General features: G+C 42.4%; 20 protein-coding genes. 11 read left to right on the top strand and 9 right to left on the bottom strand.

Going from position 1 to position 26,122, the window contains the following annotated elements:
* Nucleotides 1–68 precede the first annotated feature (68 nt).
* Together rpsG and rpsL are read right to left on the bottom strand one after the other, a co-directional pair.
* Complete coding sequence (gene rpsG, locus E0F88_RS24970) at nucleotides 69–536, bottom strand: 30S ribosomal protein S7 (protein ID WP_131961012.1); 468 nt, start codon at nucleotides 534–536, stop codon at nucleotides 69–71.
* A gap of 117 nt (nucleotides 537–653) precedes the next feature.
* A complete protein-coding gene (rpsL, locus tag E0F88_RS24965) occupies nucleotides 654–1,067 on the bottom strand; it encodes a 30S ribosomal protein S12 (protein WP_026631225.1) in 414 nt (137 codons plus the stop codon).
* 272 nt (nucleotides 1,068–1,339) lie between these two features.
* Here rpsL and E0F88_RS24960 point away from each other — a divergent pair, with 272 nt between their 5' ends.
* The 8 genes from E0F88_RS24960 (at nucleotide 1,340) to E0F88_RS24925 (ending at nucleotide 11,050) form a co-directional block, all read left to right on the top strand.
* Nucleotides 1,340–2,620: a glycosyltransferase family protein gene (locus E0F88_RS24960; RefSeq protein WP_131961011.1), complete on the top strand. Its 1,281-nt coding sequence runs from the start codon at nucleotides 1,340–1,342 to the stop codon at nucleotides 2,618–2,620.
* A 261-nt stretch (nucleotides 2,621–2,881) separates the two neighbouring features.
* On the top strand, nucleotides 2,882–4,906 hold the full coding sequence (locus E0F88_RS24955; protein WP_445447119.1) for a CHU_0125 family OmpA-like outer membrane integrity protein: 2,025 nt from the start codon (nucleotides 2,882–2,884) through the stop codon (nucleotides 4,904–4,906).
* 166 nt (nucleotides 4,907–5,072) lie between these two features.
* Nucleotides 5,073–6,272 carry a deoxyribodipyrimidine photo-lyase gene (locus tag E0F88_RS24950; protein ID WP_131961010.1) on the top strand — a complete coding sequence of 400 codons (1,200 nt, stop codon included), beginning with the start codon at nucleotides 5,073–5,075 and terminating at the stop codon, nucleotides 6,270–6,272.
* Nucleotides 6,273–6,417: 145 nt separating this feature from the next.
* The gene (locus E0F88_RS24945; protein ID WP_131961009.1) at nucleotides 6,418–6,999 is read left to right on the top strand and encodes a LemA family protein; all 582 of its coding nucleotides are present in this window, start codon (nucleotides 6,418–6,420) and stop codon (nucleotides 6,997–6,999) included.
* Nucleotides 7,000–7,101: 102 nt separating this feature from the next.
* Complete coding sequence (locus E0F88_RS24940) at nucleotides 7,102–7,545, top strand: TPM domain-containing protein (protein WP_131961008.1); 444 nt, start codon at nucleotides 7,102–7,104, stop codon at nucleotides 7,543–7,545.
* A 5-nt stretch (nucleotides 7,546–7,550) separates the two neighbouring features.
* A complete protein-coding gene (locus tag E0F88_RS24935) occupies nucleotides 7,551–8,321 on the top strand; it encodes a TPM domain-containing protein (protein ID WP_131961007.1) in 771 nt (256 codons plus the stop codon).
* Between the two features lie 138 nt (nucleotides 8,322–8,459).
* Nucleotides 8,460–9,371 (top strand): DUF8428 domain-containing protein, encoded by a 912-nt coding sequence (locus E0F88_RS24930; protein WP_131961006.1) that lies wholly within the window; start codon nucleotides 8,460–8,462, stop codon nucleotides 9,369–9,371.
* Nucleotides 9,372–9,559: 188 nt separating this feature from the next.
* Nucleotides 9,560–11,050 carry a peptide MFS transporter gene (locus E0F88_RS24925; protein ID WP_131961005.1) on the top strand — a complete coding sequence of 497 codons (1,491 nt, stop codon included), beginning with the start codon at nucleotides 9,560–9,562 and terminating at the stop codon, nucleotides 11,048–11,050.
* 100 nt (nucleotides 11,051–11,150) lie between these two features.
* Here E0F88_RS24925 and E0F88_RS24920 read toward each other — a convergent pair whose 3' ends face one another.
* Nucleotides 11,151–12,791 carry a M28 family metallopeptidase gene (locus tag E0F88_RS24920; protein ID WP_131961004.1) on the bottom strand — a complete coding sequence of 547 codons (1,641 nt, stop codon included), beginning with the start codon at nucleotides 12,789–12,791 and terminating at the stop codon, nucleotides 11,151–11,153.
* A gap of 166 nt (nucleotides 12,792–12,957) precedes the next feature.
* Here E0F88_RS24920 and E0F88_RS24915 point away from each other — a divergent pair, with 166 nt between their 5' ends.
* Nucleotides 12,958–15,000, top strand: coding sequence for a M13 family metallopeptidase (locus E0F88_RS24915; protein ID WP_131961003.1), 2,043 nt, complete (start codon nucleotides 12,958–12,960; stop codon nucleotides 14,998–15,000).
* Nucleotides 15,001–15,202: 202 nt separating this feature from the next.
* On the opposite strand, the gene E0F88_RS24910 is transcribed toward E0F88_RS24915, so the two are convergent.
* The 4 genes from E0F88_RS24910 to E0F88_RS24895 all read right to left on the bottom strand — a co-directional run bounded on the left by E0F88_RS24910 (nucleotide 15,203) and on the right by E0F88_RS24895 (nucleotide 21,340).
* Complete coding sequence (locus E0F88_RS24910) at nucleotides 15,203–16,366, bottom strand: AraC family transcriptional regulator (RefSeq protein ID WP_131961002.1); 1,164 nt, start codon at nucleotides 16,364–16,366, stop codon at nucleotides 15,203–15,205.
* A 122-nt stretch (nucleotides 16,367–16,488) separates the two neighbouring features.
* On the bottom strand, nucleotides 16,489–17,721 hold the full coding sequence (locus E0F88_RS24905) for an MFS transporter (RefSeq protein WP_131961001.1): 1,233 nt from the start codon (nucleotides 17,719–17,721) through the stop codon (nucleotides 16,489–16,491).
* A gap of 101 nt (nucleotides 17,722–17,822) precedes the next feature.
* Complete coding sequence (locus E0F88_RS24900) at nucleotides 17,823–18,653, bottom strand: ROK family protein (RefSeq protein WP_131961000.1); 831 nt, start codon at nucleotides 18,651–18,653, stop codon at nucleotides 17,823–17,825.
* 89 nt (nucleotides 18,654–18,742) lie between these two features.
* Nucleotides 18,743–21,340 (bottom strand): family 20 glycosylhydrolase, encoded by a 2,598-nt coding sequence (locus E0F88_RS24895; RefSeq protein WP_131960999.1) that lies wholly within the window; start codon nucleotides 21,338–21,340, stop codon nucleotides 18,743–18,745.
* 351 nt (nucleotides 21,341–21,691) lie between these two features.
* Here E0F88_RS24895 and E0F88_RS24890 point away from each other — a divergent pair, with 351 nt between their 5' ends.
* A complete protein-coding gene (locus E0F88_RS24890; protein WP_131960998.1) occupies nucleotides 21,692–22,798 on the top strand; it encodes an acyltransferase family protein in 1,107 nt (368 codons plus the stop codon).
* A gap of 5 nt (nucleotides 22,799–22,803) precedes the next feature.
* On the opposite strand, the gene E0F88_RS24885 is transcribed toward E0F88_RS24890, so the two are convergent.
* The gene (locus E0F88_RS24885) at nucleotides 22,804–23,787 is read right to left on the bottom strand and encodes a nucleoside hydrolase (RefSeq protein ID WP_220466377.1); all 984 of its coding nucleotides are present in this window, start codon (nucleotides 23,785–23,787) and stop codon (nucleotides 22,804–22,806) included.
* A gap of 434 nt (nucleotides 23,788–24,221) precedes the next feature.
* Between E0F88_RS24885 and E0F88_RS24880 the strand changes: the two genes are divergently transcribed.
* Nucleotides 24,222–24,995: a shikimate dehydrogenase family protein gene (locus tag E0F88_RS24880; protein WP_131960997.1), complete on the top strand. Its 774-nt coding sequence runs from the start codon at nucleotides 24,222–24,224 to the stop codon at nucleotides 24,993–24,995.
* Here the strand turns inward: E0F88_RS24880 and ribD are convergent.
* On the bottom strand, nucleotides 24,992–26,059 hold the full coding sequence (gene ribD, locus E0F88_RS24875; protein ID WP_131960996.1) for a bifunctional diaminohydroxyphosphoribosylaminopyrimidine deaminase/5-amino-6-(5-phosphoribosylamino)uracil reductase RibD: 1,068 nt from the start codon (nucleotides 26,057–26,059) through the stop codon (nucleotides 24,992–24,994). The genes E0F88_RS24880 and ribD overlap by 4 nt on opposite strands.
* Nucleotides 26,060–26,122: the final 63 nt, after the last annotated feature.

Genomic DNA, 26,122 nt, shown 5'->3' with positions numbered 1-26,122 from the left:
TCAAATCAAAGAAGAGGCCAGACATACCGCCTGGCCTCTTCCTTAAATATATTTCCAAAAGATACTTACTAGAACCTGAAGTGTGAGAATGCTTTGTTCGCATCCGCCATACGGTGGGTATCATCTTTCTTTTTAACGGCAGCACCTTCACCTTTTGCAGCAGCGATTATTTCGCCAGCAAGACGGTCAACCATTGTTTTTTCTCCACGCTTACGTGAATAGTTAATCAACCATTTCATACCCAGCGACTGCTTGCGCTCAGGACGAACTTCTGTAGGAACCTGGAAAGTTGCACCACCAACACGACGGCTTTTTACTTCAACAGATGGCGTAACGTTGTTCAATGCTTTTTTCCATGTTTCAAGACCACTTTCGCTGGTTTTTTTCTCTACCAACTCAAGAGCGTCATAAAAAATAGTAAAAGCAATGCTTTTCTTGCCTTCGTACATCAGGTTATTAACAAATTTTGTAACCTGCACATCTCTGAACTTTGGATCAGGCAGGATGTATCTTTTCTTTGGTTTGGACTTTCTCATTTTAGTACTTAATGTTTAACGAGGTTTCGTTTTGCAACTTATTCACCCGGAATCATCTCCCGGATTACTTCCCTTTTATCAGAATATTTCTTTAATAAAAGCAGAGAGAGTTACTTTTTATTTTTTCTTACCTTTTGTTGGTGCTGCTGCAACCTGTCCTGGCTTAGGACGTTTAGCACCATATTTCGAACGACGTTGTTTACGGCCATTCACACCTGCTGTATCCAGTGCTCCACGGATGATGTGGTAACGAACACCTGGTAAATCTTTCACACGACCACCACGGATCAATACGATCGAGTGCTCTTGCAAGTTGTGTCCTTCCCCGGGAATGTAAGCATTTACCTCCTTGTTGTTGGAAAGGCGAACACGGGCTACTTTACGAAGCGCTGAGTTCGGTTTTTTCGGCGTTGTGGTGTACACACGTGTACACACACCCCTACGCTGAGGGCAGGAATCCAAAGCCGGCGACTTTGATTTCCATGTAATGGTCTCTCTACCCTTACGGACTAATTGTGAAATAGTTGGCATTTAACAAATTGATTTTGATCTGGTTAATGCACCAGTCTATTGTTTTGAAAACAGTTTTCCCGAAAAATCGGACTGCAAAAGTAAAACATTCATCTTGATTTACAAAAGGTTGATCATTTTTTTACTTGGTAATTATGGATAACCCCGGCAATGTGTACAAAATCAGATTATAGCCTTAAAATAAATTCTGTTATTTCAATTACAAAATCAGTCCTTTTTTGCCGTACTTTAACAAAAAGCACTTCTATTAAAGTATTGATATTTGAAACGTTATGAACAATTCTACCCCTTTACTCCAGTCCAATCAGCGAGTGGTTAAAATTCTTTTGATTATTGCCGGACTTTTATATCTGGTCTCCGATGTCTTTTATTTATTAAACCGGTATGAAATTCATCAGGGTGATCTGAGCCTGTATTACAACATAGCGACGCAGATGCTTAGCGGAAAAATTCCCTATAAGGATTTTAGAATTGAATATCCTGCACTTGCGATTCTCCCGATTATAATACCAGGAATCGTTAACCATTTATTTCACGGGGGATTCGAGAGCTATTGTGCGTTTTTTGTAGTACAAAATATCATTTTTGCCATTACTACCGGATTTATCATCTTTTTTACAAAAATCGGCAGTCAGAAAACCATATATACGCTTTCCACCTATGTAATTATTTGCCTGTTTTCACTACCGGTTTATTTGTACAGATATGACGCTTTTCCGGCAATGCTGACAAGTATTGTTGTTTACAGTATCTTTCAAAAACCACTTGTTTCCGGAATTGCTCTGTCGGCAGCTGTAGCTGCAAAGCTTTATCCCATTGTTATGGGACCGGCCATAGCAATTTACTTTATCCTGAACAGAAACCTGAAAAGAGGACTGATTTTCTTATCCGGTGCCTTGCTTTTCCTTGCTGTTGCGGGCTGCACCATCCTGCCCTTTACCGGAACGGAAGCTTTTGATTTTCTCAGGTATCATCAAATTCGGGGCATTCAGATCGAAAGTGTTCCCGGCGGTCTGCTTTTACTTGCTAATAAGGTGGGCTTGATACCGGTTCGTATCATACAAAACTTTGGCTCTCTGAATATAGATGCGCCAACGGCGAAAAAGGTTGCAGAAATGCTGAAGCTGGTTGTCCCTGTTGTTTTTACTTTTTTATTCGTTTTCCAATGTTGGGTGTTTTATAAAGAAAATCAAATCAAAGGTTACATTGAGCAGATCAGCGTAATCAGAGCGCTTTCGATGTGGATTTTCATTTTTTTGATCTTCAATAAAGTACTTTCTCCTCAATACTTAATTTGGCTTTTCCCATTCATACCATTTTTAAATCCGGGAATCAGGATCAAATTTACTGTAGCCCTCATTTTGACTATAACCATCTTTCCGGGCTGGTATTTTTATCTGGTTACTATTCACCCTACGTTCGTAGCTTTGCTCAATACCCGTAACCTTCTCCTGATTTGGATTCTTGCAGACCTCGCAAATTTGATGGTTCGCAGTGTTTTTGACAAAACAGCCAGGCAGGATGCCGATGGTAACGAATTGGCCATTGCTTAGTTAACAATTCATCCTGCTTTCCACCAAGACTCCTGCCTCAAATTCATATTCTTTAGGAGAAACAGCGTAATTAAAACTGAAAAAATCTATACATTCGACAGAATACCCGGTGTTATAACGGACACTGGCTTTCTGTGGCAACATTTTTATAAAAATCTTGCCACTTCATATAGGGAATTTTATTTCCAAACGTTGTTTATTAGTATTGTCTTTCAAAAACCCAAAGTGCGAGTCGAATCGTTTGATTTTATACTTTAAATTATGAAAATTTTGCGGTATTATTTTACCCTGTTTGTTAGTCTTCTTGTTATAAATTTGATGTTATCCGGCTGTAATTCAGCTATGCAGGCGTATAAAGACGGGTTGAAGAAGTTTGATAACGGAGAGTATGACCTCGCTATTAAAGGTTTCCAGAAAGCCGAAGCCGAAAACTACGAACCCACACAAACCAGCTTTCTGATTGCAGAGTCTTACAGGCTGTCCAATCGTTTTAAAGAATCAATTCCTTACTACAAAAAAGCCTTGGACGCCGGGATCACAAATCCTGAGGCGCGATTCCAGTATGCTTATGCACTGAAAACCACCGGGCAATACCAGGAAGCTTCAAACGAATTTGCGGCTTTTGCAAAAGCCGAAGGAAGTTCGAAAAATCTACAGGACCGCGCTTTAAGGGAAATTGAAATCCTGAAAATTGCTGACCGCCTCCGCACACAGAAAATGGAAGTTCAGATTAAACAAATCCCCCTTAATACGGTGGGATCTGAGTTCTCACCAACAATCTCCGGCAACGAGCTTGTTTTCTCTTCTTCCAGAAAAGAAATCGTCTATAAAAACAATGGCCAGCCTATGCTTGGGCTTTACAAAGTAGCCATAGCCCAGGACGCAGGCGAAACGCAGGGTAACCCGGTTTTATTTAGTCAGGATATTTTTGCACCTGATGCCAACGAAGGATCTCCGGCATTTTCACCAGATGGCAAAACACTGGTTTTTGCCCGTGGAAATACAGGAAAAAAGAAAGGAACTGCGGATGTGGATCTGTTTCTGAGCCGGAATGTTAATGGCAAGTGGACTCCGCCTGCAATGCTTCCCATCAACGATTCACTTGCGTGGGATGGTTCTCCGGCATTTTCCCGCGATGGCAAAACATTATACTTTGCTTCAAACCGTGCAGGCGGTTCGGGAGGAATAGATTTGTACCGCACCAATATGGATGCATCCGGCCGTTTCAGCAAACCGGTTAATATGGGTAAGGACATCAATACAGCCGGAGATGACATGTTTCCATATGTAGCCGAAGGTGGTAAACTATATTTTGCATCCGACGGACATCCCGGGCTCGGCAAACTTGATTTGTTTTCCGCAACCCGTTCACAAGGTGTGATTACGATTGAGAACATGGGACTTCCTTTTAACAGTCCGCAGGATGACTTTGGTTTTACCTTTTATAAAGACCTTAATAAAGGCTTTTTTTCCTCGAACAGAGAGGGGGGAAAAGGAGATGATGACATTTATTATTTCTATGGACCGGAAAAAGAGGATACAACTACAATTGCCAAAAACGACGATCCCAACGATCCTTTAAATCCAAAGAATCCAAACTATGTAAATGGCAAATTAAAAACAGTGCGTTATTTCCTTGCGGGCAATATTCTGGAAAATACGCCCGAAGCTGTGCCTGTTGATTCTGCGATTGTGCATATCCTGCCTGATACTTCCGATGTTCAGATCAGTCAGTTTCCTACTTTGAAAGATGGAAAATTTGGAAAACAGCCGGTTGAAGAGGGCAAATCCTATGTGTTACTCGTAGAGCGCAAAGGTTACATCAGCAAACGGGAATCTTTCTCAATGGATGGACGCAGCATTCCACCGATCTTTTTGAATAAAGCCATAACTGATACCACGTTCCAGGTTACAGTCAAACTGGACAAGCTCGAACTGAACAAAACCTTTGTACTGGACAACATTTATTATGACTTGGACAAATATAACATTCGTTCAGATGCAGCGATTGAACTGGACAAACTGGTTCAAATCCTGAAAGATAACCCGACGATGAATATTGAATTAAGTTCCCATACTGATGCGCGTGCGACAGATGCCTACAACATGACCCTTTCGCAAAACCGGGCCGAGTCTGCGGTAACGTATCTGGCTTCAAAAGGTATTGATCCCGACAGAATGACTGCGAGAGGATACGGTGAACGTGAACTTATCATTCCAAATGCAAAAACAGAAGCTGAACATCAAAGAAACCGGAGAACGGAATTCACGATTTTGAGCTATTAACAGCATCTTTCTTCTTGAAAAAGCCTGAATTTGAGTTTTTCAAATTCAGGCTTTTTGTTTACTAAGGGTACATCTTTCCTAAGAACTAAAAGCTGAAAATTACAGCAAGACACATTTTATCTGTAACATTGCACCCAATTAACACTTCTTACCTTAAATATTACTGATGGCTCAACGAATCGTTTATTGGTTTAGAAATGACCTTAGACTGAATGATAACGAAGCATTATATACTGCTGCAACCGCCGGCCAGGAGGTTATTCCTGTTTACGTTTTTGACCCGCGTCAATTCGAAAATACAAGACTCGGCTTTCGCAGAACAGGGGCGTTACGGGCCCAGTTTCAGATTGAATGCGTAATTGATCTCCGGAACCGGTTACGCGAGAAAGGTGGTGATTTACTTGTTCGCATAGGAGAACCTGAAAAAATTATTGCCGAACTGGCCGAGACATACCAGGCTGAATATGTATTTACCAGCAAAGAAATAGCGCCCGAAGAGACACGAATTGAATCATCTTTGAGCAAAAGGCTAAAAATCAGCAATATCGATATCAGGCTATTCTGGATGGATACGCTAAGCCAGGTTACAGACCTTCCTTTTTCTGTTTCAAAGCTACCACTGGGTTTTGCACAGTTTCAAAATCAGGTAAAAGGTCATTTAAAAATAAAAGAACCTTTGCCTGCGCCTGAGAGAGTAACTCTCCCGCAGGATTTTGAGGCAGGAATTATTCCTTCTCTGCCTAAGCTTGGAATCGATCCCCAGGAAATGAGTAATTCCAACATTAAAGACGGAGCACTTCCCCGTGGCGGCGAAACAATGGCTTTAGCCAAAATGGATGAATACATTAAGAATAGTCCGCAAACCGAGATAGATCCTGATTCAGTGGATCTGCTAACAGATTCCCAGTTGAGCAACTGGCTTTCTCTTGGCTGCATCTCAGCCCGTTATATCTATAAAACTGTTTCTGAACGAATAACTCCCAGCGCATTAACTGAAACGTTATTGAACAATCTGCTGGCGAGAGATTACTTTCACTGGACTTTACTTCGTTTTGGGCCTAGAATGTTCAAACCCAGCGGAATCAAACATAACTTCAACCAGCCATGGCTGAATGACAGCGTTTTGTTTGAGAAATGGAGCAAGGGTGAAACCGAAAATGAATCAGTAAATGCTATCATGCAGAAGCTGCTTTCAAGCGGAGATTTGTCTTCGGGAGAGCGGAAAGCTGCGGCAGCCCATCTTGTTCATGATCTGACCGTGAACTGGACCTGGGGAGCTATGTACTTCGAAAGCTTTCTGATTGATTACGATGTTTCTGTCAATTGGGGGAAATGGAATAACCTGGCAGGTGTCGGTGCTGACTGATTTAAATGTATAAGTTTCCTTTTCCTGCTATCCACGCAGGCTGCATGACGTAAGGTTACAAAACCGGCCATGTAGTTTTTCTTAAAGATTTTGCTAGCTTTGATCAACTTTGAAGCCAGTTCATTAACTCTAAACTATTAATACAATGTCAAAAGGACTAATTGCAGTAATCGCTATTTTTCTTATTCTTGGATTCGTTGGGTGTGGTAAATATAATGGCCTTGTAGATAAAGACGAAACAGTAAAGGTAAAATGGGCGAATGTTGAAAGTCAGTATCAGCGCCGTGCGGACCTTATTCCTAATCTTGTAAGTACTGTAAAAGGCGCAGCAGATTTTGAAAAAAGTACTTTGACAGCCGTAATCGAAGCTCGTGCAAAAGCGACACAAACTACGATCAGCGCCGACCAGTTAACACCTGAAAACATTGCTAAATTCCAGGGTGCTCAGGATCAGCTTAGCGGTTCACTTTCGCGTCTGCTTGTTTCGGTTGAACAATATCCGCAGCTGAAAGCAAACCAGAACTTCCTGGAATTACAGGCTCAGCTGGAAGGAACGGAAAACAGGATCACCGTAGCGCGTAATGACTTCAATACCGTTGTGAAAGACTACAACCAGGAAGTGCGTACTTTCCCAACCAACCTGTTTGCAGGCGTATTCGGATTTGCACAAAAAGGCTACTTCACCGCAGCCGCAGGTTCAGAAAAAGCACCATCGGTAAAATTCTAAATTGAATCCGCAGGATGATGGCGGGCACCCGATATCATCCTGCCGGCCAAAACTTATCAATATCCATCCTGGCGGTTGACCCGCTGATAACGTTTTAAATTCATGGCAGCCGATTCACTTTTTTTCGGGGCAGAGGAGCAGCAGCGTATTATAGCTGCTATTCAGGAAGCCGAAAAACAAACTTCCGGTGAAATTAAAGTGCATATCGAAAAGAAATGTACTTCTGAAAATGTGATGGACCGGGCTAAGGAGGTTTTCGGGCTCTTAGATATGCATCTTACCCAGGATCACAACGGAGTACTTTTTTATCTTGCTTACGAGGACCGGAAATTTGCTGTTTTGGGGGATCAGGGGATTTTTGAAAAAGTAACCGAAGACTTCTGGAATAGCACCAAGGATCTGCTTCGCAGTAATTTTGCCAACAACCGCTTTGCAGATGGATTATGCCTGGGTATTCAGGAAGCAGGCATACAGTTAAAGAAACATTTCCCATACAGTTCAGACGATGTCAACGAACTTCCGGACGACATCTCGTTCGGATCATAATGATTATGAAAAAATACCTTGTTTTTTCTTTTTTACTGTTGTTCACTTTTTGTCGCGTTTTGGCACAGGATGTTCCTGCAAAACCAAACCCGCCGCGACTGGTAAACGATTTTGCCAATCAGCTGAACCCAACCGAAACGGCGGAGCTGGAAAGAAAACTTGTTGCCTACAATGACTCAACTTCTTCGGATATAGTAATTGTGGTGGTACCCACGACAGGAGATTATGCGATTGCTGATTATGCACTCAAGATCGGAAGAGAATGGAAACTCGGGCAAGTGGGGAAAAACAACGGAATTGTGATCCTTTGGGCATCTACTGACCGAAAGATTTTTATCAGTGTTGGAGATGGAATGGAGGGTGTCATTCCGGATGCGATAGCTAAACGCATCATCTCTACCGTAATAACTCCGGAGTTTAAAAACGGCATGTATTATCGAGGACTTGACAGGGGAATTGATGCCATTTTCAAATATGCTACAGGTGAATACAAAGCAGAACCAAAAGAAGATAATGATGGCTCTGGCTCACCCGTACTTGTATTCGTAGTCATCTTCGTTATCATTCTGATCATTATTTACAGAAACAGAAACAATGGCGGACGCGGTGGAGGTGGTTTCCGGAACTTCGGTGGACCGGTATTCTTTCCCTACACTACATTTTCGGGCGGCGGTGGGTCGTCAGGAAACTGGGGTGGCGGAGGAGGAGGAGGTGGCTTCGGCGGATTTGGCGGCGGCGGCGGTTTCAGCGGCGGCGGTGCAGGAGGAGATTACTGATTTATTAAGTATTAAGAAAACCCGTTCAGAGACAATCTTCTGAGCGGGTTTTCTTTTGCTGTCAACGTAACGTATAGTATTGGCATGCTTTTTTATTATTTATGGAAATAATAACATTATAACCTAAATTAATGAAGTATGGAAAACAGGAATAATAATACCGGCATGCTGATTGGTCTGATACTGATGACCGTGCTGGCTGCCGTTTTTGGATATTTATATTACCAGGAACGTGGAATTACAAATAAGCAGGAGATGGATCTTGAAGCAAGGGTTACAGAACTTGCAGCTTCTGAAATTAAGCTGGATTCGATTTCAAAACAGTTGGATGCCCGGATTCTTGAAGTTCAGGGACTAGGCGGAGACATTGAAGAACTGCAAAAAATGAAGGCGTCTTTAGAACAAGACCGTATAGCGCTTCGTAAAGGCAATGCGTCGATGGGTAAAAAAGTGAAAGAATATGAAGCCTTCTTGACTAAAAAAGACGAAGAAATTGCTCTGCTGAGAGAAGAAAATCAGCAGCTCATAAGCCAGAATGAAACATTGGTACAAACAAACACAGAACTTGAAACCACTAAAAAAGCGGTTAGTGACTCACTAACCGGCGTTATTTCGAAAAATGCTGAGCTTGAATCCAAAGTGACGATGGCAGCTGCATTGCGTGCAAGAAACGTGAAGGTATATGCGATTTCTTCCAAAGGTAAAGTTCGTGAGGGAGAAGAAGTAAAAGCGAAAAGGGTTGATAAAGTGCGGGTTGACTTTATCCTGGAAAAAAATCCATTGACTTTGACGGACAACAAAACGGTTTACATGCGAATTATTGATCCGGCTGGTGCAACGATCGCTGATAATGCAACAGGATCAGGTGAGTTTGATTATAACGGTGGCAAACAAGGTTATACAATAAGTCAGGACGTTGTTTATGGAAACAATAACCAGGACGTTAGTATCCTTTATGACAGAGCCACTCCTTTTAGCAAAGGCAAATATACAGTTCAACTGTACGCCGAAGGTTTTGCGATAGGGGAAGGATCATTTTCGGTAAAATAAGAGTATACAAAGAATTATATTTTAGGGAGTTAAGCGCTTATCTGCGTTTAACTCCCTTTCTTTTATACGACTTTTTAAAATAATTGTTCAAACAAATAAGTATTTAATATTTAACCATAATTCCTATCTTGCGCCTTATAATAAGCTGACAAGGCCCACAATTACCAAATAAAACACTTCTCTTGTTTATGTCTAAACAGATATCAGAAAAACACCCGCGAGGGTTATACGTACTATTTTTTGCAGAAATGTGGGAGCGGTTTAGCTATTACGGGATGCGGGCGATCCTTCTGCTTTTCCTTTTAGATAATGTACGGGGCGGGATGGGCCTGGATGCTGCCGAGGCCACTGCCGTTTATGGACTTTACACTGCCTCTGTGTACTTGCTTACACTTCCTGGTGGCTGGCTTGCCGATAATATCTTTGGTCAGAAAAAGGCGATTTGGTATGGGGGTATTATCATTATGCTCGGTCACATCATTCTGGCTATACCGGGCGGAACAGGGATTTTCTTCCTGGGCCTTGTTGTAGTAGCCATGGGAACCGGTTTACTGAAACCCAATATCAGTTCAATCGTTGGGGAATTATACCCCGAAGGTGGGGCAAGACGCGACGCAGCGTTCTCTATCTTTTACATGGGGATAAACCTGGGTTCTGTATTGGGAATAACAATTGTCGGATATCTTGGTCAGAAAATCAACTGGCACATGGGCTTTGGAGCAGCTGCCGTGGGTATGTTTTTAGGACTTATCGTATTTCGCTATGGAAGTCAGAAATACCTGCAGGGCTTTGGTGACGTACCTCCTGTGAAAGTAGTAACAGCAGAGTCTGCTGCAAAATCGGGCTCTGAACGTAAGCTTGGATATGGATTGGTAGCACTGCTTGTTATATTTTTAGCGGTACTTCAGTTACAGGGAATTATTGACATGAGTACAGCGCAGGGACTTGCCCAGGGTGCCGGTGTGATCATTGTGAGCGTATCTTTATTCTATTTCCTTTTTATTCTGATTGCCGGCGGACTTACTGCCGTTGAAAAACGTCGGGTATTGGTACTGATTGTATTCTTCTTAGCCGCGGCCATATTCTGGTCAGGATTTGAACAAGCCGGCTCTTCACTGCAAATCTTTGCCGAACGATATACACAGAGAACATTTGGTGGTTGGGAAATGCCATCCAGCTGGTTCCAGAATTTCAACGGAACATTCATTCTGTTGTTCGCACCGATAATGGCAAGTCTTTGGATATTCTTATCCAAGAGAGGGCTTAACCCGTCAACTCCGGTAAAATTTGCTTTGGCTTTGCTTCTGGTAGGAGCAGGATTTTTCATTATGGAAATGGCCTCGAAGGTAGCCGTTACAGGCCAGCTGGCTTCACCATTCTTCCTGACGTTTACCTACATGGTTCATACCATTGGAGAGCTTTGTCTTAGCCCTGTTGGGTTGAGTTCATACACGAAACTTGCACCAAAAAGGTATGTCAGCCAGCTTATGGGGATTTGGTTTGTTGCAGCTTCCCTTGGAAACCTTATTGCCGGACTTTTTGCAGGCGGTTTCGACGAAGAAAACTTACAGCAGATGCCTGCTCTTTTCAATCAGGTAACTTTGTTCTCGATCGGGTTCGGATTGTTGTTACTGATTTTCTGGAAACCGGTTAAAAACTGGATGGGAGGAATTAGTTAATCAAATGGCATTTCTGCTTAAATCTGACAACCTATATAAACAGAAAGAGCTCCTTTAACCGGGAGCTCTTTCTGTTTATTTTATGATATTTAGTGAATGCTTACTTCCCCATCGATTTATCCCGGATTGCTTTAAATTCCGATCCTGCTTTCCATCCTGGGAAAGTGGTTTCATTACTTAGACGATAGCCAACATCAAACAGCAGCCGTATATCTTCCACAATACCCGAAAGATCCCAGTCGGATGAATATTCGTCAGTTGGTGCATGATACCTTTTGTCGTTATACTCCTTCTTTTGCGCTTCTCCCCACTCCTCTCCATGTTCAACCGACACGGAGCCATTTTCAATATACATGGAAGGAATACCCACTTTCGCAAAATTAAAATGGTCGGAGCGGAAGTACCAACCACCGGACGGATCCGGCTCGCCACGGGTTGTACGTCCCTGCTCAGCCGCCGCCTGTTCTGCATATTCATCGAGTTCCGATTGTCCTTTACCAACAATAATAATATCTTTCATCCGGCCAAACGGCTGAAGAACGTCCATATTAATATCAGCAACTGTTTTGTTCACAGGATATACAGGATGTGATGCATAATAATCTGAACCCAGCAATCCCTGCTCTTCCGCAGTAACGGACAGGAAAACAACTGAACGCGATGGTTTTGTTTTGGTTTGTGTAAAAGCATGTGCGAGTTCAAGTAAAGCGGCAGTTCCTGAAGCATTATCCGCTGCACCATTGTAAATAGAATCTCCGTCAATCGGCTCTCCTTTTCCAAAATGATCCCAATGCGCTGAATATATGATATACTCGTCTTTTTTTCCGGTTCCGGGAAGCAACGCCAGCACATTGTTTGATTCCGATTTTTTGATCGTGTTGTTAAGCGTGATAGAAGAGTTTACGTGAAGCGGAACAGGCCTGAACCCTTTTTTACCTGCTGCAGCTAACAACGTATCAGACACACCAGCCAGCGTAAAGAGCTTTTTAGCCGACTCCATTGTGATCCATCCCTCCATCACTGCGCGGGACATGTTATCATCTTCCGCTTGCAGGTATAATTTCGATTTAGACCAGCCACTTCTTACAACCGCCCAGCCATAACTGGCCGGTTTGGTATCATGGATAATAATTACACCGGTCGCTCCCTGTCTGGCGGCCTCTTCGAACTTGTAAGTCCAGCGGCCATAGTAGGTCATTGTTTTTCCTTTAAATAACGTGCTATCCGAAAAGCCGGGATCGTTTACCAGCACAACCACCGTTTTGCCTTTTACATCAAGTCCGTCATAGTCATTCCAGCCATATTCAGGAGCGACAATACCGTAACCTGCAAAGATCATCTCAGAATTTTGAACTGATACCTGCTCACGTACCCGACGGGTTGCCGCAACAAAATCATCCAGATAATTTAATGAAATACTGCCCTTTGCATTTTTAAATATAAGCTGCCCCGCCGGCTTAGACATAATGTCGACCATCGGTACTTTTTGAAAATAGCTGTCGCCATTACCTGGCAAAAGACCCATTTTCTCAAATTCTGTTTTCAGATAATTGATTGTTTTTTCTTCTCCCGTTGAAAAAGGCTTTCGCCCTTCCAGCGAATCGGAAGCGAGGACTGCAATATGTTTGGTAAACTCCTCACCTGTAATGAGGCTGTCATCCTGCTTTTTGGACTGATCCGAACATCCGGCAAACAACAGCGTGCCGCAAAGAACCAGCATCAATGGAAATTTGAATTTCATAATTAAATGGTGTTTTGTACTAAAATCGTTATCACGGTATCTGGTGAAATTAGCAATTTACATCCTATTACTTTGCATGTAAGTAAGTACTTTTGCCAAAAGCCTCTTTAAAATTTCGATTGCATATTTAACGGGCTCTTACCAAACTTCAAAAAACAAATAATCTATGAAATTAGCCAGTTTAAGTTATTCCCTTCTGGCCCTGTCATTGGTGACGGCGGGCTGTAAAAAGGAAAAGGAAGAATCAGTAGCGGAAAAAGTACCTGGTTACGATATCAGTTCGCTCGATTCTACTTTTAAAGCATGTGACGATTTTGACAGTTATGCAAATGGAGGCTGGAAAAAGAAGAACCCCATTCCAGGAACGGAAAGTCGCTGGGGCGCATTCGGAATTTTGGATAAAGAAAATAAGGAGGTCCGTCTGAAAGGAATTATCGAAGAAATTACCAATAAGAAAGACCGTAAAAAAGGAAGCGAGGAACAGCAGATTGCAGATTATTATCAGTCATACCTGGATTCGGCTACGATCGAAAAACGAGGTTTGGAACCTTTGAAGCCATATCTGGACAAAATTGAATCGGTTCAGTCATTAAAAGATCTTGCGTCTGTAACAGGTGAACTGCAAAAGCTGGGTGTTTCCGCCGTCCTTGGATTTGGAGTTGAGGGTGATTTGCGTAACAGCAAAATGAATGTGCTTTATCAGGGACAGGATGGCCTTAGTCTGGGAGAGAAAAGCTACTATGAAAGAACAGATTCAAGCACGTTAAACGTTCGGAAAGAATTTGTAAAACATGTTGATAAAATGTTCGGCTTTGCCAGCTTTAAAGATCCGAATCCGGGAAAAACGATTCTGGATTTTGAAACAAAACTGGCTAAAATTCAATTAACCAATGTAGAACTTCGCGATCCGGTGAAGACTTACAACAAAATGTCCACAAAGGAATTTCAGAACCTGATTCCCGATTTCGATCTAAAAACTTTTGCAGATAAGCAGGATATTAAGACGGATACACTCATTGTACAGAATATCCCCTACCTGAAAAACCTGAACACGCTGCTTAAAGCGACACCGCTGGCTACCCTGAAACTATATACCCGCTGGCAGTTGCTTTCTCAGTTTGCCGGGTTTCTGCCAAAAAACTTTGATCAGGAAAATTTCAATTTTTTCAGCAAAGTAATCAGAGGAACCAAACAGCAAAGAGCACGTACCGAGAGAGCAATCCGGTCGACGGATGGTTTACTTGGAATGCCATTGGGAAAGTTATTTTCTGCCAAATATTTTCCTGAGGAAGATAAAAAGAAAGTATCTGAAATGATCGAAAACGTGCGTACGGTATACGGCGAAAGAATCGACAAACTGACCTGGATGAGTGATTCAACCAAAGCTCGTGCTCACAAAAAGCTAAAAGCATTTACTTACAAAATCGGCTATCCTGATAAATGGAAAGATTATTCGTCCATTGATATAAAAAGCGATAAGCTTTTTGAAAATGTGGTGGCGGCATCTTTATACCAACACAAAGAAAGTGTAGAAAAAATAGGCAAGCCGGTTGACAAAGATGAATGGGGCATGACGCCGCAAACGGTAAATGCTTATTACAACCCATTGAATAACGAGGTGGCTTTTCCGGCAGGCATTTTACAGCCTCCTTTTTATAACCGTGATGCAGATGATGCCATCAACTATGGAGGAATTATTGCCGTAATAGGTCATGAATTCACGCATGGATTTGATGATCAGGGCTCGCAGTTTGATGAAGAAGGAAATCTGAAAAACTGGTGGACCGCTTCTGACCGTTCTAATTTTGATAAACTGACGAAGAAGTACATTGACTATTTCAGCGGAATTGAAGCTTTGCCTGGTTTTAAAATAAACGGTGCATTGACAATTGGGGAAAATGTAGCCGATTTGGGCGGACTTACCCTGGCCTATTATGCTTTGGAAAAATCATTAAAAGGCAAACCAGAACCAGCTTTAATCGACGGATTTAACTGGAAACAACGCTTTTTTCTTGGCTGGGCACAGGTTTGGCACATGAACACAACGGATGCTGCTTTGCAAAACCAAATTCAAACAGATCCTCATGCACCTGCAAAGGACCGTATCAACGGCCCGCTTCCGCATTTGAAAGAATTCCAAAATGCATGGAACTGTGGCGCCGGAAGTAAAATGGCATTGCCGGAAGTTGCGAGAGTGGTTATTTGGTAGGAATTGAGAAGTTTAGGAGTTATGTAGTTAGAGTAGTTAAGAAGTTAGCATTGTCCGGCTTCTTAACTACTTTAACTTCTCTAACTTCTCCTTAACAATGAGCTTCTCTATTTTTAGTAATTATTGTAGTTAAAGAAGTTAGCGATACCTGACCCCATAACTACTTTAACTTCTTAATTCCTTTAACTTCTCTGGCTCTTAACTACTTCCCCGCCCTGCTTCTGCTTCGGTACACACTTGGGCTGCATCCCTTCACCTGCCGGAATTGCCGGGCGATATTTTTACTGTCGATCAGCCCCATGTCCAGGGCTATTTCAAAAACAGACATGTCGGTATCAAGTAACTTCTGGGTGAATTTTTCGATACGTAGATTGAAGATGTATTTATAAACCGGATATCCGGTAATTTCCAGGAACCGCTTTTCCAGTGCCCTTCTAGACAGGGGAACCTGTTTCACCACCTCATCCACATGCAGGTTTTTATCAATATTCTGGTGGATAAACTTCAAAGATGATGCAATGTGGTCGTCGTTGGTCGCATAAATGTCCGTTGAATGACGCGTAATAACCTGAACCGGTTTCACCACAATGTCATGGTAATCTGTAATGCCATGTTTAATGAGATGATCCAGCAATTTTGCCGTATCATAACCTCCTTTTTCGACATCCAGTGCAATGCTGGAAAGCGGCGGATCGGATAAATCGCATATCATTTCATCATTATCCACACCTAAAACAGCCACTTCCTCAGGAATTCTGATCCCCAGATACCGGCAGGCTTCTGTGATGTGCTGTCCTTGGTTGTCATCACAAGCCATCAGTCCGATTGGTTTTGGCAGCGATTTCAGCCAGCGGCTAAGCGAGCTTGGTTTGTAATACCACAACTCGGTTGATCTTGCTTTTTTGTGTTCAAAATAATGGACCTTGTGTCCGGTACTATTTATCCTTTTCTCAAAACCTTCTGATCTTTCCCTGGACCAGACAATGTCACTAAACCCGTAAAAAGCAAAATTTGTAAAACCTTTTTTCAGGAAGTAATCAGCGCCGAGCTGGCCTGTTTCGTGGTAAGCACCGGTAATATTGGGAATTTCGGCAAATCGCTCTTTAAAATCCTGTGCGATGACCGGAATACCTGCCTGCACAAATTTTTCAATTTCCTTATCATTGTAAAGCTGGCCAATAATGCCATCCGCTCCCCATTCAAGCGCCCATTTTAAAATTCCGTCTATCCCTACCGTTTCCCGGTGAAAGATTGGCATCCTGCAAAATATCCAGGGTCCCTTCTCTTTTGAGTACGTATTGATGCCCTTCATAAGGCTTTTGCTATACTCTTCGGCAAAATCGAGAAGAAGGATAATCTTGTACATGAATTATTAAAATATTTAGAATCGGGATTAAAAGGAGCGATTAAACCGCATAAAATTATAACAATTCGTGAAAATTGCGGTCCGGCGCGCGGTGCATTCGTGGCAAAAATCCAGCTTCAATTCTACTTCCAAATTCTGTCATTGTTAACCAAAGGCCGTGCCCAGATACCGATACTGAATATATAACCCAGCGTAACGAGTAAAAATAACATTGCCAATTTTAACCCTATTAATTCTCCAATACCTCCGATAATAAGTGGAACCACCGCTCCTCCGCAAATGCCGGCGCAAAGTATTCCTGAAAATGTACCGTGGTGGTTGGGCACAGAGTTAAGGGCGAGGGAAAAGATAACGGAATACATCACCGAAGCAAAAAAACCGGTTGCCGGAAAAGCATACAGAGCTATTTCTTTGGAACCAAAAAGCGCTGCAAGTAAGGCGACGACCGCTCCAGCGGTAAAAAACATGAGTACATAACGGCTATCGAATATCTTCAAAAGTAATAAACCAAGTAGACATCCCACTGTCAGCAACCCCCAGAAATAGGAAATAACAGAGGCGCCGGTTGTACCCGGATCTACTCCATGATAGGTCTGTAAAAATTGTGAAATCCAGTTAGCAATTCCTTGTTCCGTTCCCACATAAGCGAAGATTCCCAAAAAGAACAGCCAAACAAATTTGTTGCCTGACAGTTCTGTAAATGAACTGCCGACATCAATACGTTCATCTTCTTTTAATTCTACTTTTGGAAATTTAACGAGGGCAATAACAATTACCATGACCAGGGCGATCACCGCAAACACCCAGTAAAGCGAAACCCATTTCAGGTTTTGTGGTACCAGTTTATTTAAAATATCTAATAAAAATCCTGACTTATCTGAGTGTACGTTTAAAACCAGATAGCTATAAAGCAGCGGACTTAAAAAAGAAGCAGCGCCAAAAAACAGCTGCGCCATTACCGAATTAAATGCAAATTTCTCTTCCCCGCCTGCTACTCTTAACAATGGATTGATCACCACCTGTAACATGGCCATCCCAACCCCGATCAGAAACAGTGAAAACAACGCAATGGAAAAACCCGGAATAATGGCAAACACAAATGCACCGACAAAAGCAACTAAAAAAGCCCATAGCAATACTTTTTTCTCGCCATATTTTTCAACCATCAGTCCAGAAGGAATGGACATAACTCCATAAGCTACAAAAAAAGCAAAGGGCATAAATCCGGCCAGCCCGATACTCAGATCAAAACTTTTAACAATATCGGGAATAATCGGCCCAAGGATATTGGTCAAAAATGAGATAACAAAAAAAATGAGAAAGATCAGAATTACGATAAAAGTATTGCGCTGCATAAAGGGCCGGGATGTAAGGGTTATTTTTGAAAGCCGGGAGGATGATCAATATACTTTGGATTATTAAGCAAGGCAAGACTGAATGTGGCTTTTATCTTTACTTACTTCCCAAGTAATGCAGCGGCACCTAATAATGCAATATTTTCATTCTCCGAGAGAAGCAGTGTCAGGTGTTTTATAGAATTAGGATAGGCAAAGTCTTTCAGACTGTCCAGCATGCTGGCTTTAAAAAAACGGCTGGCTTTTGTAATAGACCCTCCGAATACGATCGCTTCGGGATCATAAGTGTACATAACCGTTTTAACAACAGCGCCCAGATGTTTCCCAAATTCCTTCCAGACTTCAATTGCATGTGGGTCTCCTCTGAGAGCTGCTTCATGTGCTTCAAAAGCATCCGTTCCGAGAGATTCTTCAAAAAACCTGTTGCACACATAATTTTCAAGAATCGAATCCCGATATGGCAGCATCCCAATTTCACCTGCACCGCAATTGTTTCCGCTGTATAAGTTATTGTCAATAATGATCCCCGATCCCAAACCTGTTCCGATAGCCATCCCTACCACAGAATTATATTTTTTGGCAAGCCCGTAACGGTGTTCACCCAGGATGAAACAGTTTACATCGTTATTGATAGAAACCGGCAGATTGAATTCCTTTTGCACTATATCGCGCAAAGCCACTTCTTCCCACGAAGGTATATTCATCACGTTGTAAACTATTCCCTTATCCACATTAACTACCGAGGGCACGCCGATACCAATTCCCTTAACCGGATATTTGGTCAGCGGACGGATCAGGTCCATGAGCTGGGACAATGTTGAAGACAGCGAATCCTTGTTTTCAAGCAATACCTTATGCTGACGTGTAATCGCTCCACCCAGTTCTATCCCGGCACGTAAGTTGGTACCACCTATGTCAACACCTATGTTCATCAATTAAAAATGGTTGAGTAATTTGTTATTTCTCCCGCCTTCCCACAAAATTTTGCAGGAAGGCAGAGATCAAGAGAAGGTTTACTAATTTATTTTGCAGTTACAATACTTGTCCGGCTTCCGCTGCCGGCGCTGTCAAATGCTTTCAGTTTTACTATTCCGGAAACTTTTACAGGATTTTCAAATAACGCCGATTTTGTTGTCGGTTCCGAACCATCAGTGGTGTAACGGATGGCAAGACCCGGGAGGTCGGTGTTTGCTTTCAGCAACCCATTTTCCACAACAGCACCCGGCATGGGTAATCTGTAATTATAGCCACCGTTCATATATTTCAACCTTGGCAAATTTCTCTGGGCAATGGTATTCGCAAATATGTTCCAGCCTTCTGCAATCATCTTATTTCTTGAAACCTGATCGGCCACGTTTTCCCAGGGACGTTCCGGTGACCAGGCGCTTTCTGCAAAACCCATCAGTTTTGGCAAAATTGAATATTCCATCATGTCACGTCCTTTGATGGTTTCGCACCACAACTGCGCTTCAATACCCAAAATATTCTTTCGTGCTTCCGGTTTTAAAATCTGTTTCCCGACAAATTCTTCTTTCATTGGCTTGCCCATTGCCGTTTCTTCCGTTGTACGGAACATATTAAATGGCGCAAAAGCCCAGTTGTCGCGTGTGTCTACAAAACCTGCCCAATACAATCCCGGCTCTTTAGGATCATTGTTGTAGGACATATCAAAGTAAAAGTTTGTCACATTACAGAGCACAACCTCATAACCGGCATTGGCCAGGCGGTTTCCAAGATCAACATCGAAAACATTGTTCCAGATGTAAGGAACTACCGGATGTCCTACAAACTCAGGATTGACATTATATGCACCTGCCGGTGTTTTGGTCAATGCTACTTCTTCCCAGCCATGTACTTTCAGGTTACGCTTTTCAAGTCTTGGTAATAGTTTCCGGAAAAAATAAGCCTGAAGGTTTTTAGCACCCCCTATTGACGGGTCTTCTTTTAATAACTTTGTTGCCATCGGCGATTTGGTCCAGGCACCTTCGGCAACCTCATCACCACCGGTGTGAAACGTATCCATGGTCAGGCCAGCCTGTTTGTACATTTTCGCCATTTCATCCACGACCTTTTCAAAAAAATGATAGGTTGATTCCCTGGCAACACTCACAACGTTGTTTTTATAAGCCTGTGCCGACAGATATTCCGACTTATCCTCCGGATCGATCAACCGATATTCATTCGCTTCTTTTTCTTTTCCTTCCTTCATCAGTCGCTCATAACGCGCTTCCATGGATTTGATCGCCGCCAGTGCATGACCCGGGAAGTTGAGTTCAGGAATTACTTTAATATGTCTTTCATCCGCATATTTCAGGATTTCGATAAAATCTGCTTTGGTATAAAATCCGCTTCCATATTTATCCTTAGCATTTGCAAAAGGACCGGAACCATAAGCCGGATGCAAAGTGGAAGTATTCATGCCCGAAGTATGATGCCGCTGTGCACCAACCTGCGTAAGCTCGGGCAAGCCATCAATTTCTACCCGCCATCCTTCATCTTCCGTAGTATAAAAAAGAAAATGATTGACCTTATAAGACGCAAGCAAATCCAAAACGCGTTTAAGCGATTCCTTTGTCTGGAAGTTTCGGCTTACGTCCAGATGCAAACTTCTGAAATGAAAACGAGGAGCATCCTGGACCTGTACATAACCCAACGTGACAGAGTTGTCAGGTCGTTGGTAATTTTCTGTTGGAATGAGTTGTAAAAGACTTTGGATACCATAAAAAACACCGGCCGCATCTCCGCCTGTGATGGTAACTCCCTTTGCATCAACACCCAAAGTATAGGCTTCCTTACTTTTACCGCTCACGTTAACCGCACCTTTTTTCAGGATAAAAATCGGCTCAGCAGAACCCGGAGCAGGAATTCCTTTCTGCATTGGGAACTCCTGACCTGTCAGTGTTTTAAGTTTGGATATCAAATAACCTGTTTCCTTTTCAAGCCCTTCTTCGTAAAAGATCTGGTTCCTGTTTGATAAGGTAATTGCTCCTTCGTAGGAAGTCATTTTAACCGGCGTTGGAATAATTTTCAACAGCTGCTCCGCGCCAAGTTTTGTAAAAGCGAGATTGGTTTGGTACCGCGTTTCGGCAGTAGGAACCTGGTAAAGATCATTTTTACCTCTCAGTATCTGTTCTTTTGTGGTGAAAGGCTCGATAGTATAATCCGCAACCTCAACAATATCTTTTTCCTTTCCATCTTCATCATAAAAAACAAAATATAGGCCAAGCGGCGCATCTGTTTCTTTAATAATTCCTTCTGTTCCTGTATAATTTATAACAATAGAATCTCCCGGATTTAATTTAAAATCCTTTGAAGCCACCATCTTGTACCAGTCGCCGTTAATATGTTCGACAACCGCTGGCTGAGGTGTTTTATTGGAATGAATCGGGCGGGGCGACATGTTGAAAAACATGGCCCAGTTACTTCCGTTCAAAGTAAAGTCACTTCCGTTTTTTAGGGTAAATTTTGCTTCAAAACTATTTGCAGGTTGAATAAAATTGCTGACCAGTTTCCAGGAAACACCAATTTTTTGAGCTCCCTCCTTCGAAATTTTCCCTGATTTGCCGCAGCCGGCCAGCATGAGCAAGGAGGTAATAATAAACAGAACCGATTTCTTCATAATGAATTTTTGATGGATTTTAAATACCAGGCAATTTATCGATTTTGCCCGTTGCCAGTCCCTAAAACTTTACATCAGACTAAAACGATTGCCAAAATCCTGCTGTGGTTTGTATTCTTGATTTAAAATACATTCCTGCGAGCTTTGTCTTTAATACTGGTAACCGGGAAAAACATACTATTTTTCGACGCAAATTGATTCGAAAAATAGGTAAAATCCGGATTTTTAATTAGCTAAATGTGTAGTGAAAAGTATAGATGTAGCTGATTATAAAACTAAAATCAGCTACATCTGACCATTCAAAATAGCCTGTAAATTAAAAATTAAGGTATTTAATCAAAACAGAGAAAAATGAATACCTCCTCAGAAGCACCTTCCCGCCTGATTTCGCTGGACACCATGCGTGGCTTTACCATTGCAGCGATGATTATGGTAAATTTTCCGGGCAGCGAGGAATACGTATTTCCAACACTCCGGCACACGAAATGGAACGGGCTGACTTTTACGGATCTCATTGCACCTACTTTTTTGTTTATCGTCGGCGTGTCCATCGCTTTTGCGTACACCAAAAGATTACAGGAAAACAGCCCGAAAACAGACCTTTATAAAAAGATCGTTATCCGTTCTCTGAAAATCCTTTCAGTCGGAATGTTCCTGAACATGATACCATATTTCGATTTTTCAGATTTGCGCTACACCGGCACACTGCACAGGATCGCAATTGTCTTTTTGTGCTGCGCCGTGCTATTTTTAAACACAACCTGGAAACAACAAGCTGTTGCAGGAGCAGTCATACTTGTTTTATATTGGCTTGCGATGACGCTGATACCAACACCCGGAGTTGGTGCAGTTGTTCTTGAACCAGGCATTAATCTGGCAGCCTGGATTGATCAGCAGTATCTTCCCGGAAAGATGTGGCAGGGCAACTGGGACCCGGAAGGAATATTAAGCACATTTCCTTCCATTGTTTCAGGAATAACCGGAATGCTTGCGGGACGGCTATTATTAAGCAAAATCACCCCAAATGAAAAGGTAAATTATCTAATGGCGACCGGACTGTCCGTGACTGCCCTGGGCTATTTCTGGGGATTGATTTTTCCGGTGAACGAAAATTTATGGACCAGTTCTTTTGTACTGGTAACCTCCGGCTTTGCCTCCATGTTTCTCGGCGCGCTTTACTTTATCGTGGATATTCTTAGTAAAAAAGGCTGGACAAAAATGGGAATTGTTTTTGGAGCAAATGCGATCACAGCCTATGTACTGGCAGATGTTCTGGCGCTGGTTTTTTATATCAGTTCGTTCGGTGACAAAACATTAAATCAGCATTTTGTAGACGGACTGATCAATACTGGATTTGAACCCAGGCTGGCGAGCTGGCTTTACGCTTTACTTTTCGTTGCGATAAACTTTATACCTGCCTGGGTTCTTTACAAAAAAAGAATATTTATAAAGCTTTGAAGCACCTATCTTTTTCCCTCCCACATCATCAAACCTTCGATTAAAGCAGTTACCTGGCTAAAGGGCATGGCTTCTGTTAGATAAGCATGTGGTCCCATCGGATCGTCTGCCCATTTATTGTTGCCGCCTTCGATAATGATCCTACCTCTTTTAAGACTAAAATAAGGCATAACACCGCGAACTGCTACCAGTACTGCGGTTTGATCCCAGCTCATTCTTCCCTGTGCATCATCTTTACTTTTTGGCATAGCCCAGGCATAAACATCCTTAACCGGACTGTCCAGTTTTTCATTAACAATTACTTTCAGCCCTGTTTTTATTTCTTTCCCAATTTCGAAACCACTAAAAATGATTGGTGTGGGCCATTTTGAAAAAACTTTTTCAGAAGCCACAGAATCGACCAGTACATTGTATTCCCGCCCCTGAGGAAATGCGCCGGCCATTGAAACCAGTTGTTTAACTTTACGTTTTACCAGATCCGTTCCGGAAAGTAAAGAAATCTTATCTGGTTTCGAATCCAGAAGGTTGCTCAGATTAGTCAAAAATCCTACCGTTACAATGGTTACACTCTGATCCGGCTGGGTTGATAAAACACGCCGGTAGGTTTCTATGGCATCAGGTGCATCTGATGTTTTTGCAATTTTATGAGGATATTTTTCAACCAGCATTTCCGGCCATTTCTGGCTGGCACCATTGCTGGCACCCACTCCTTTTGGAGCTCCGGTAGGCAGTTCCGGTCTTCCAAACCAAGTGTTTATAATTTCAATTGTCGGGACAACCAGTTCATTTTTATTTGATGAAATTACAGCAAGCGGCCTGACTTCCCCGCGATCGGCCAGCGCATGCATAACCGCCATCGCACCCACGTCATCATAGTCGGGACCAATATCTGTGTCTAAAATAATCGCCGCCGGCTGACGATTGCTGGTTTGGGCATGTAAAAGGGAGAGGGTAAAAAGATAAAAAAGGATTGTTAATCTATGAATCATAATCTTTTAAAATACTATTGGTAACTGAACAGCAAATTAATGTTTTTCATCTCAACTTTTTGGCACAGGTTATACTTCCTGATACGGTTTAACGATCCAATCTGCTGCATATCACCAAAAAAACGGAGTAAATTATTCCTTTAATACGTTAAATACCTGTTTTTGCAGGCCTGTATTCACTTCAACAAATACAACCGGCCTAATCTGTGAATGATAAATTCCATGCGGGATCACACACTTCCATATCCAAGTGTCGTTGCATTCATACCTGTGACATTAAAACAGGTCCGATCTCCTGCTAAAACTTGTAATTCCATAACACCTGCAGTAACTTCGCCGCTCTGATTATGAGAAAAAATTACAGATTTTTTCTGCATTAAGGAAATTAATTACATAAATACAAAGATCTTCCTACGACTAAGGTCGTCACTGCTATGGACTTATACGGCTTAATTGGTTTCCCGCTCACACATTCATTTTCAAAACGTTACTTCACAGATAAATTTAACCGTGAAGGAATTAAGGAAAGCAGTTATGATCTTTATGAGATGCAAACACTGGAAGGATTACCGGATTTATTAAAAAATACAGGAGGTCTGCGCGGCTTAAACGTAACCATACCCTTCAAAAAAGAGGTGATCGCTTTACTGGATGATCTGGACGATTCTTCGGCAGAAAGGATCGGCGCAGTGAATACAATTAAGATTTTTGCCGATGGCAGTACCAAAGGATTCAATACTGATTACTACGGTTTTCGCCAGTCACTAACCGAATGGCTCGACCGCAGAGGAGAATCATGCAGCAATTTTAAAGCGCTCGTTTTGGGTAACGGTGGTGCAGCAAAGGCGGTGCAGGTAGCTTTGCAGGATCTTCATGTAGAATACAAGCTAGTTTCCCGGAAAGAAGGTGATGATACTTTGCTTTATGAAGATCTTACGGAAGAAGTGATGAATGCGTATCGCTTAATAATTAATACTACCCCGTTAGGCACTTTCCCGAATGTTGAAGGCTGTCCGTCGATTCCTTTTCAATTTGTGACCAAACAGCATTACCTGTACGATCTGGTTTATAATCCTGCCGAAACCACGTTTTTGAAAAACGGTGCTGAAAAGGGTGCTGTTTTGCAAAACGGGCTGAAAATGCTTGAATTACAGGCAGAAAAAGCATGGGATATCTGGACAAGCGAGGAAGATATGTGGAGCATTTAAATGTTTTTATAATAAGTCCAAAGATCGTCCTGAATCTTTTCAGAACCGGTTAATATTCCTCCGGGAGCAGGTGCCTTGATACCTTCTCCCAATATTTTTGTACTCTGGCATCTGCGGATTTCATCCCATAATCCGGTTTTGATAAATGAAGTAAGAACCGCCGGTCCGCCTTCCACAAACACCGATTGTATTTTCCGCTGATTTAACTTATAAAGTAACTGCTGGATTTCGTCAGCAGCCGGATTTACCTGAGTGTAAGCAACTGAAGAAGTATCGGCGTAACGTTCGGGCTCAGCAGGTAAGTCGGATTGCTGTTTATAATTCACAATGACTGTTGGCTGCCGGTTATCAAATACATGAAGCGTTTCAGGTAAAATCAGATTTCTATCCAGGATAACCCGGACGGGATCTTTTCCCACCCACTTACGTACATTCAGTTTTGGATTATCCACAAGCGCCGTGTTAAAACCGACCAGAATAGCATCTTCCTCACTTCGCCATTTATGAACACGCATATTGGAAAATTCACTGCTGATAGCCACCGGCGAACCATTCTCATGCCCTAAAAATCCATCCGATGTCTCTGCCCATTTTAAAATAATATAAGGTCTGTTTTGTTTAAAACCTGTAAAAAACCTTTTGTTCAACTCATATCCCTGGCTGCTGAGCACATCAAGATCCACCTTAATCCCCGCATCCTGCATTTTCCTGATTCCGTTGCCGGACACAAGCGGATTGGGGTCACCGTTACAAACCACAACGCGTTTCACATTTTTCCGGATCAGCAAATCGGCGCAGGGAGGGGTTTTACCCGTATGCGAACAGGGCTCCAAGGTAACATAAACCGTAGATTCCGGGAGTAATGCACCATTTCCACGTTTTTCGGCATCTTCAACAGCGCGTACTTCCGCATGCGGACCGCCGTAATACCGGTGCCAGCCTTCGCCTATAATTTTATCCTGATGTACGATCACACAACCCACCATCGGGTTAGGACTGACGCTCCCGCGGCCATATTCTGCAAGCTTCAAAGCCCGCTGCATCCACTGAATATCTGAGTTCATACGGTAAAAATACAAACCTCCTTTAAAACTCAAGTTTCGGGTCTTCTTATAATTTGCTAACTT

Source organism: Dyadobacter psychrotolerans, from assembly GCF_004349265.1.
Taxonomy (GTDB): domain Bacteria; phylum Bacteroidota; class Bacteroidia; order Cytophagales; family Spirosomataceae; genus Dyadobacter; species Dyadobacter psychrotolerans.
Note: the sequence above shows the minus strand (reverse complement) of the source record. Positions and strands in the feature narration are given on the sequence as shown.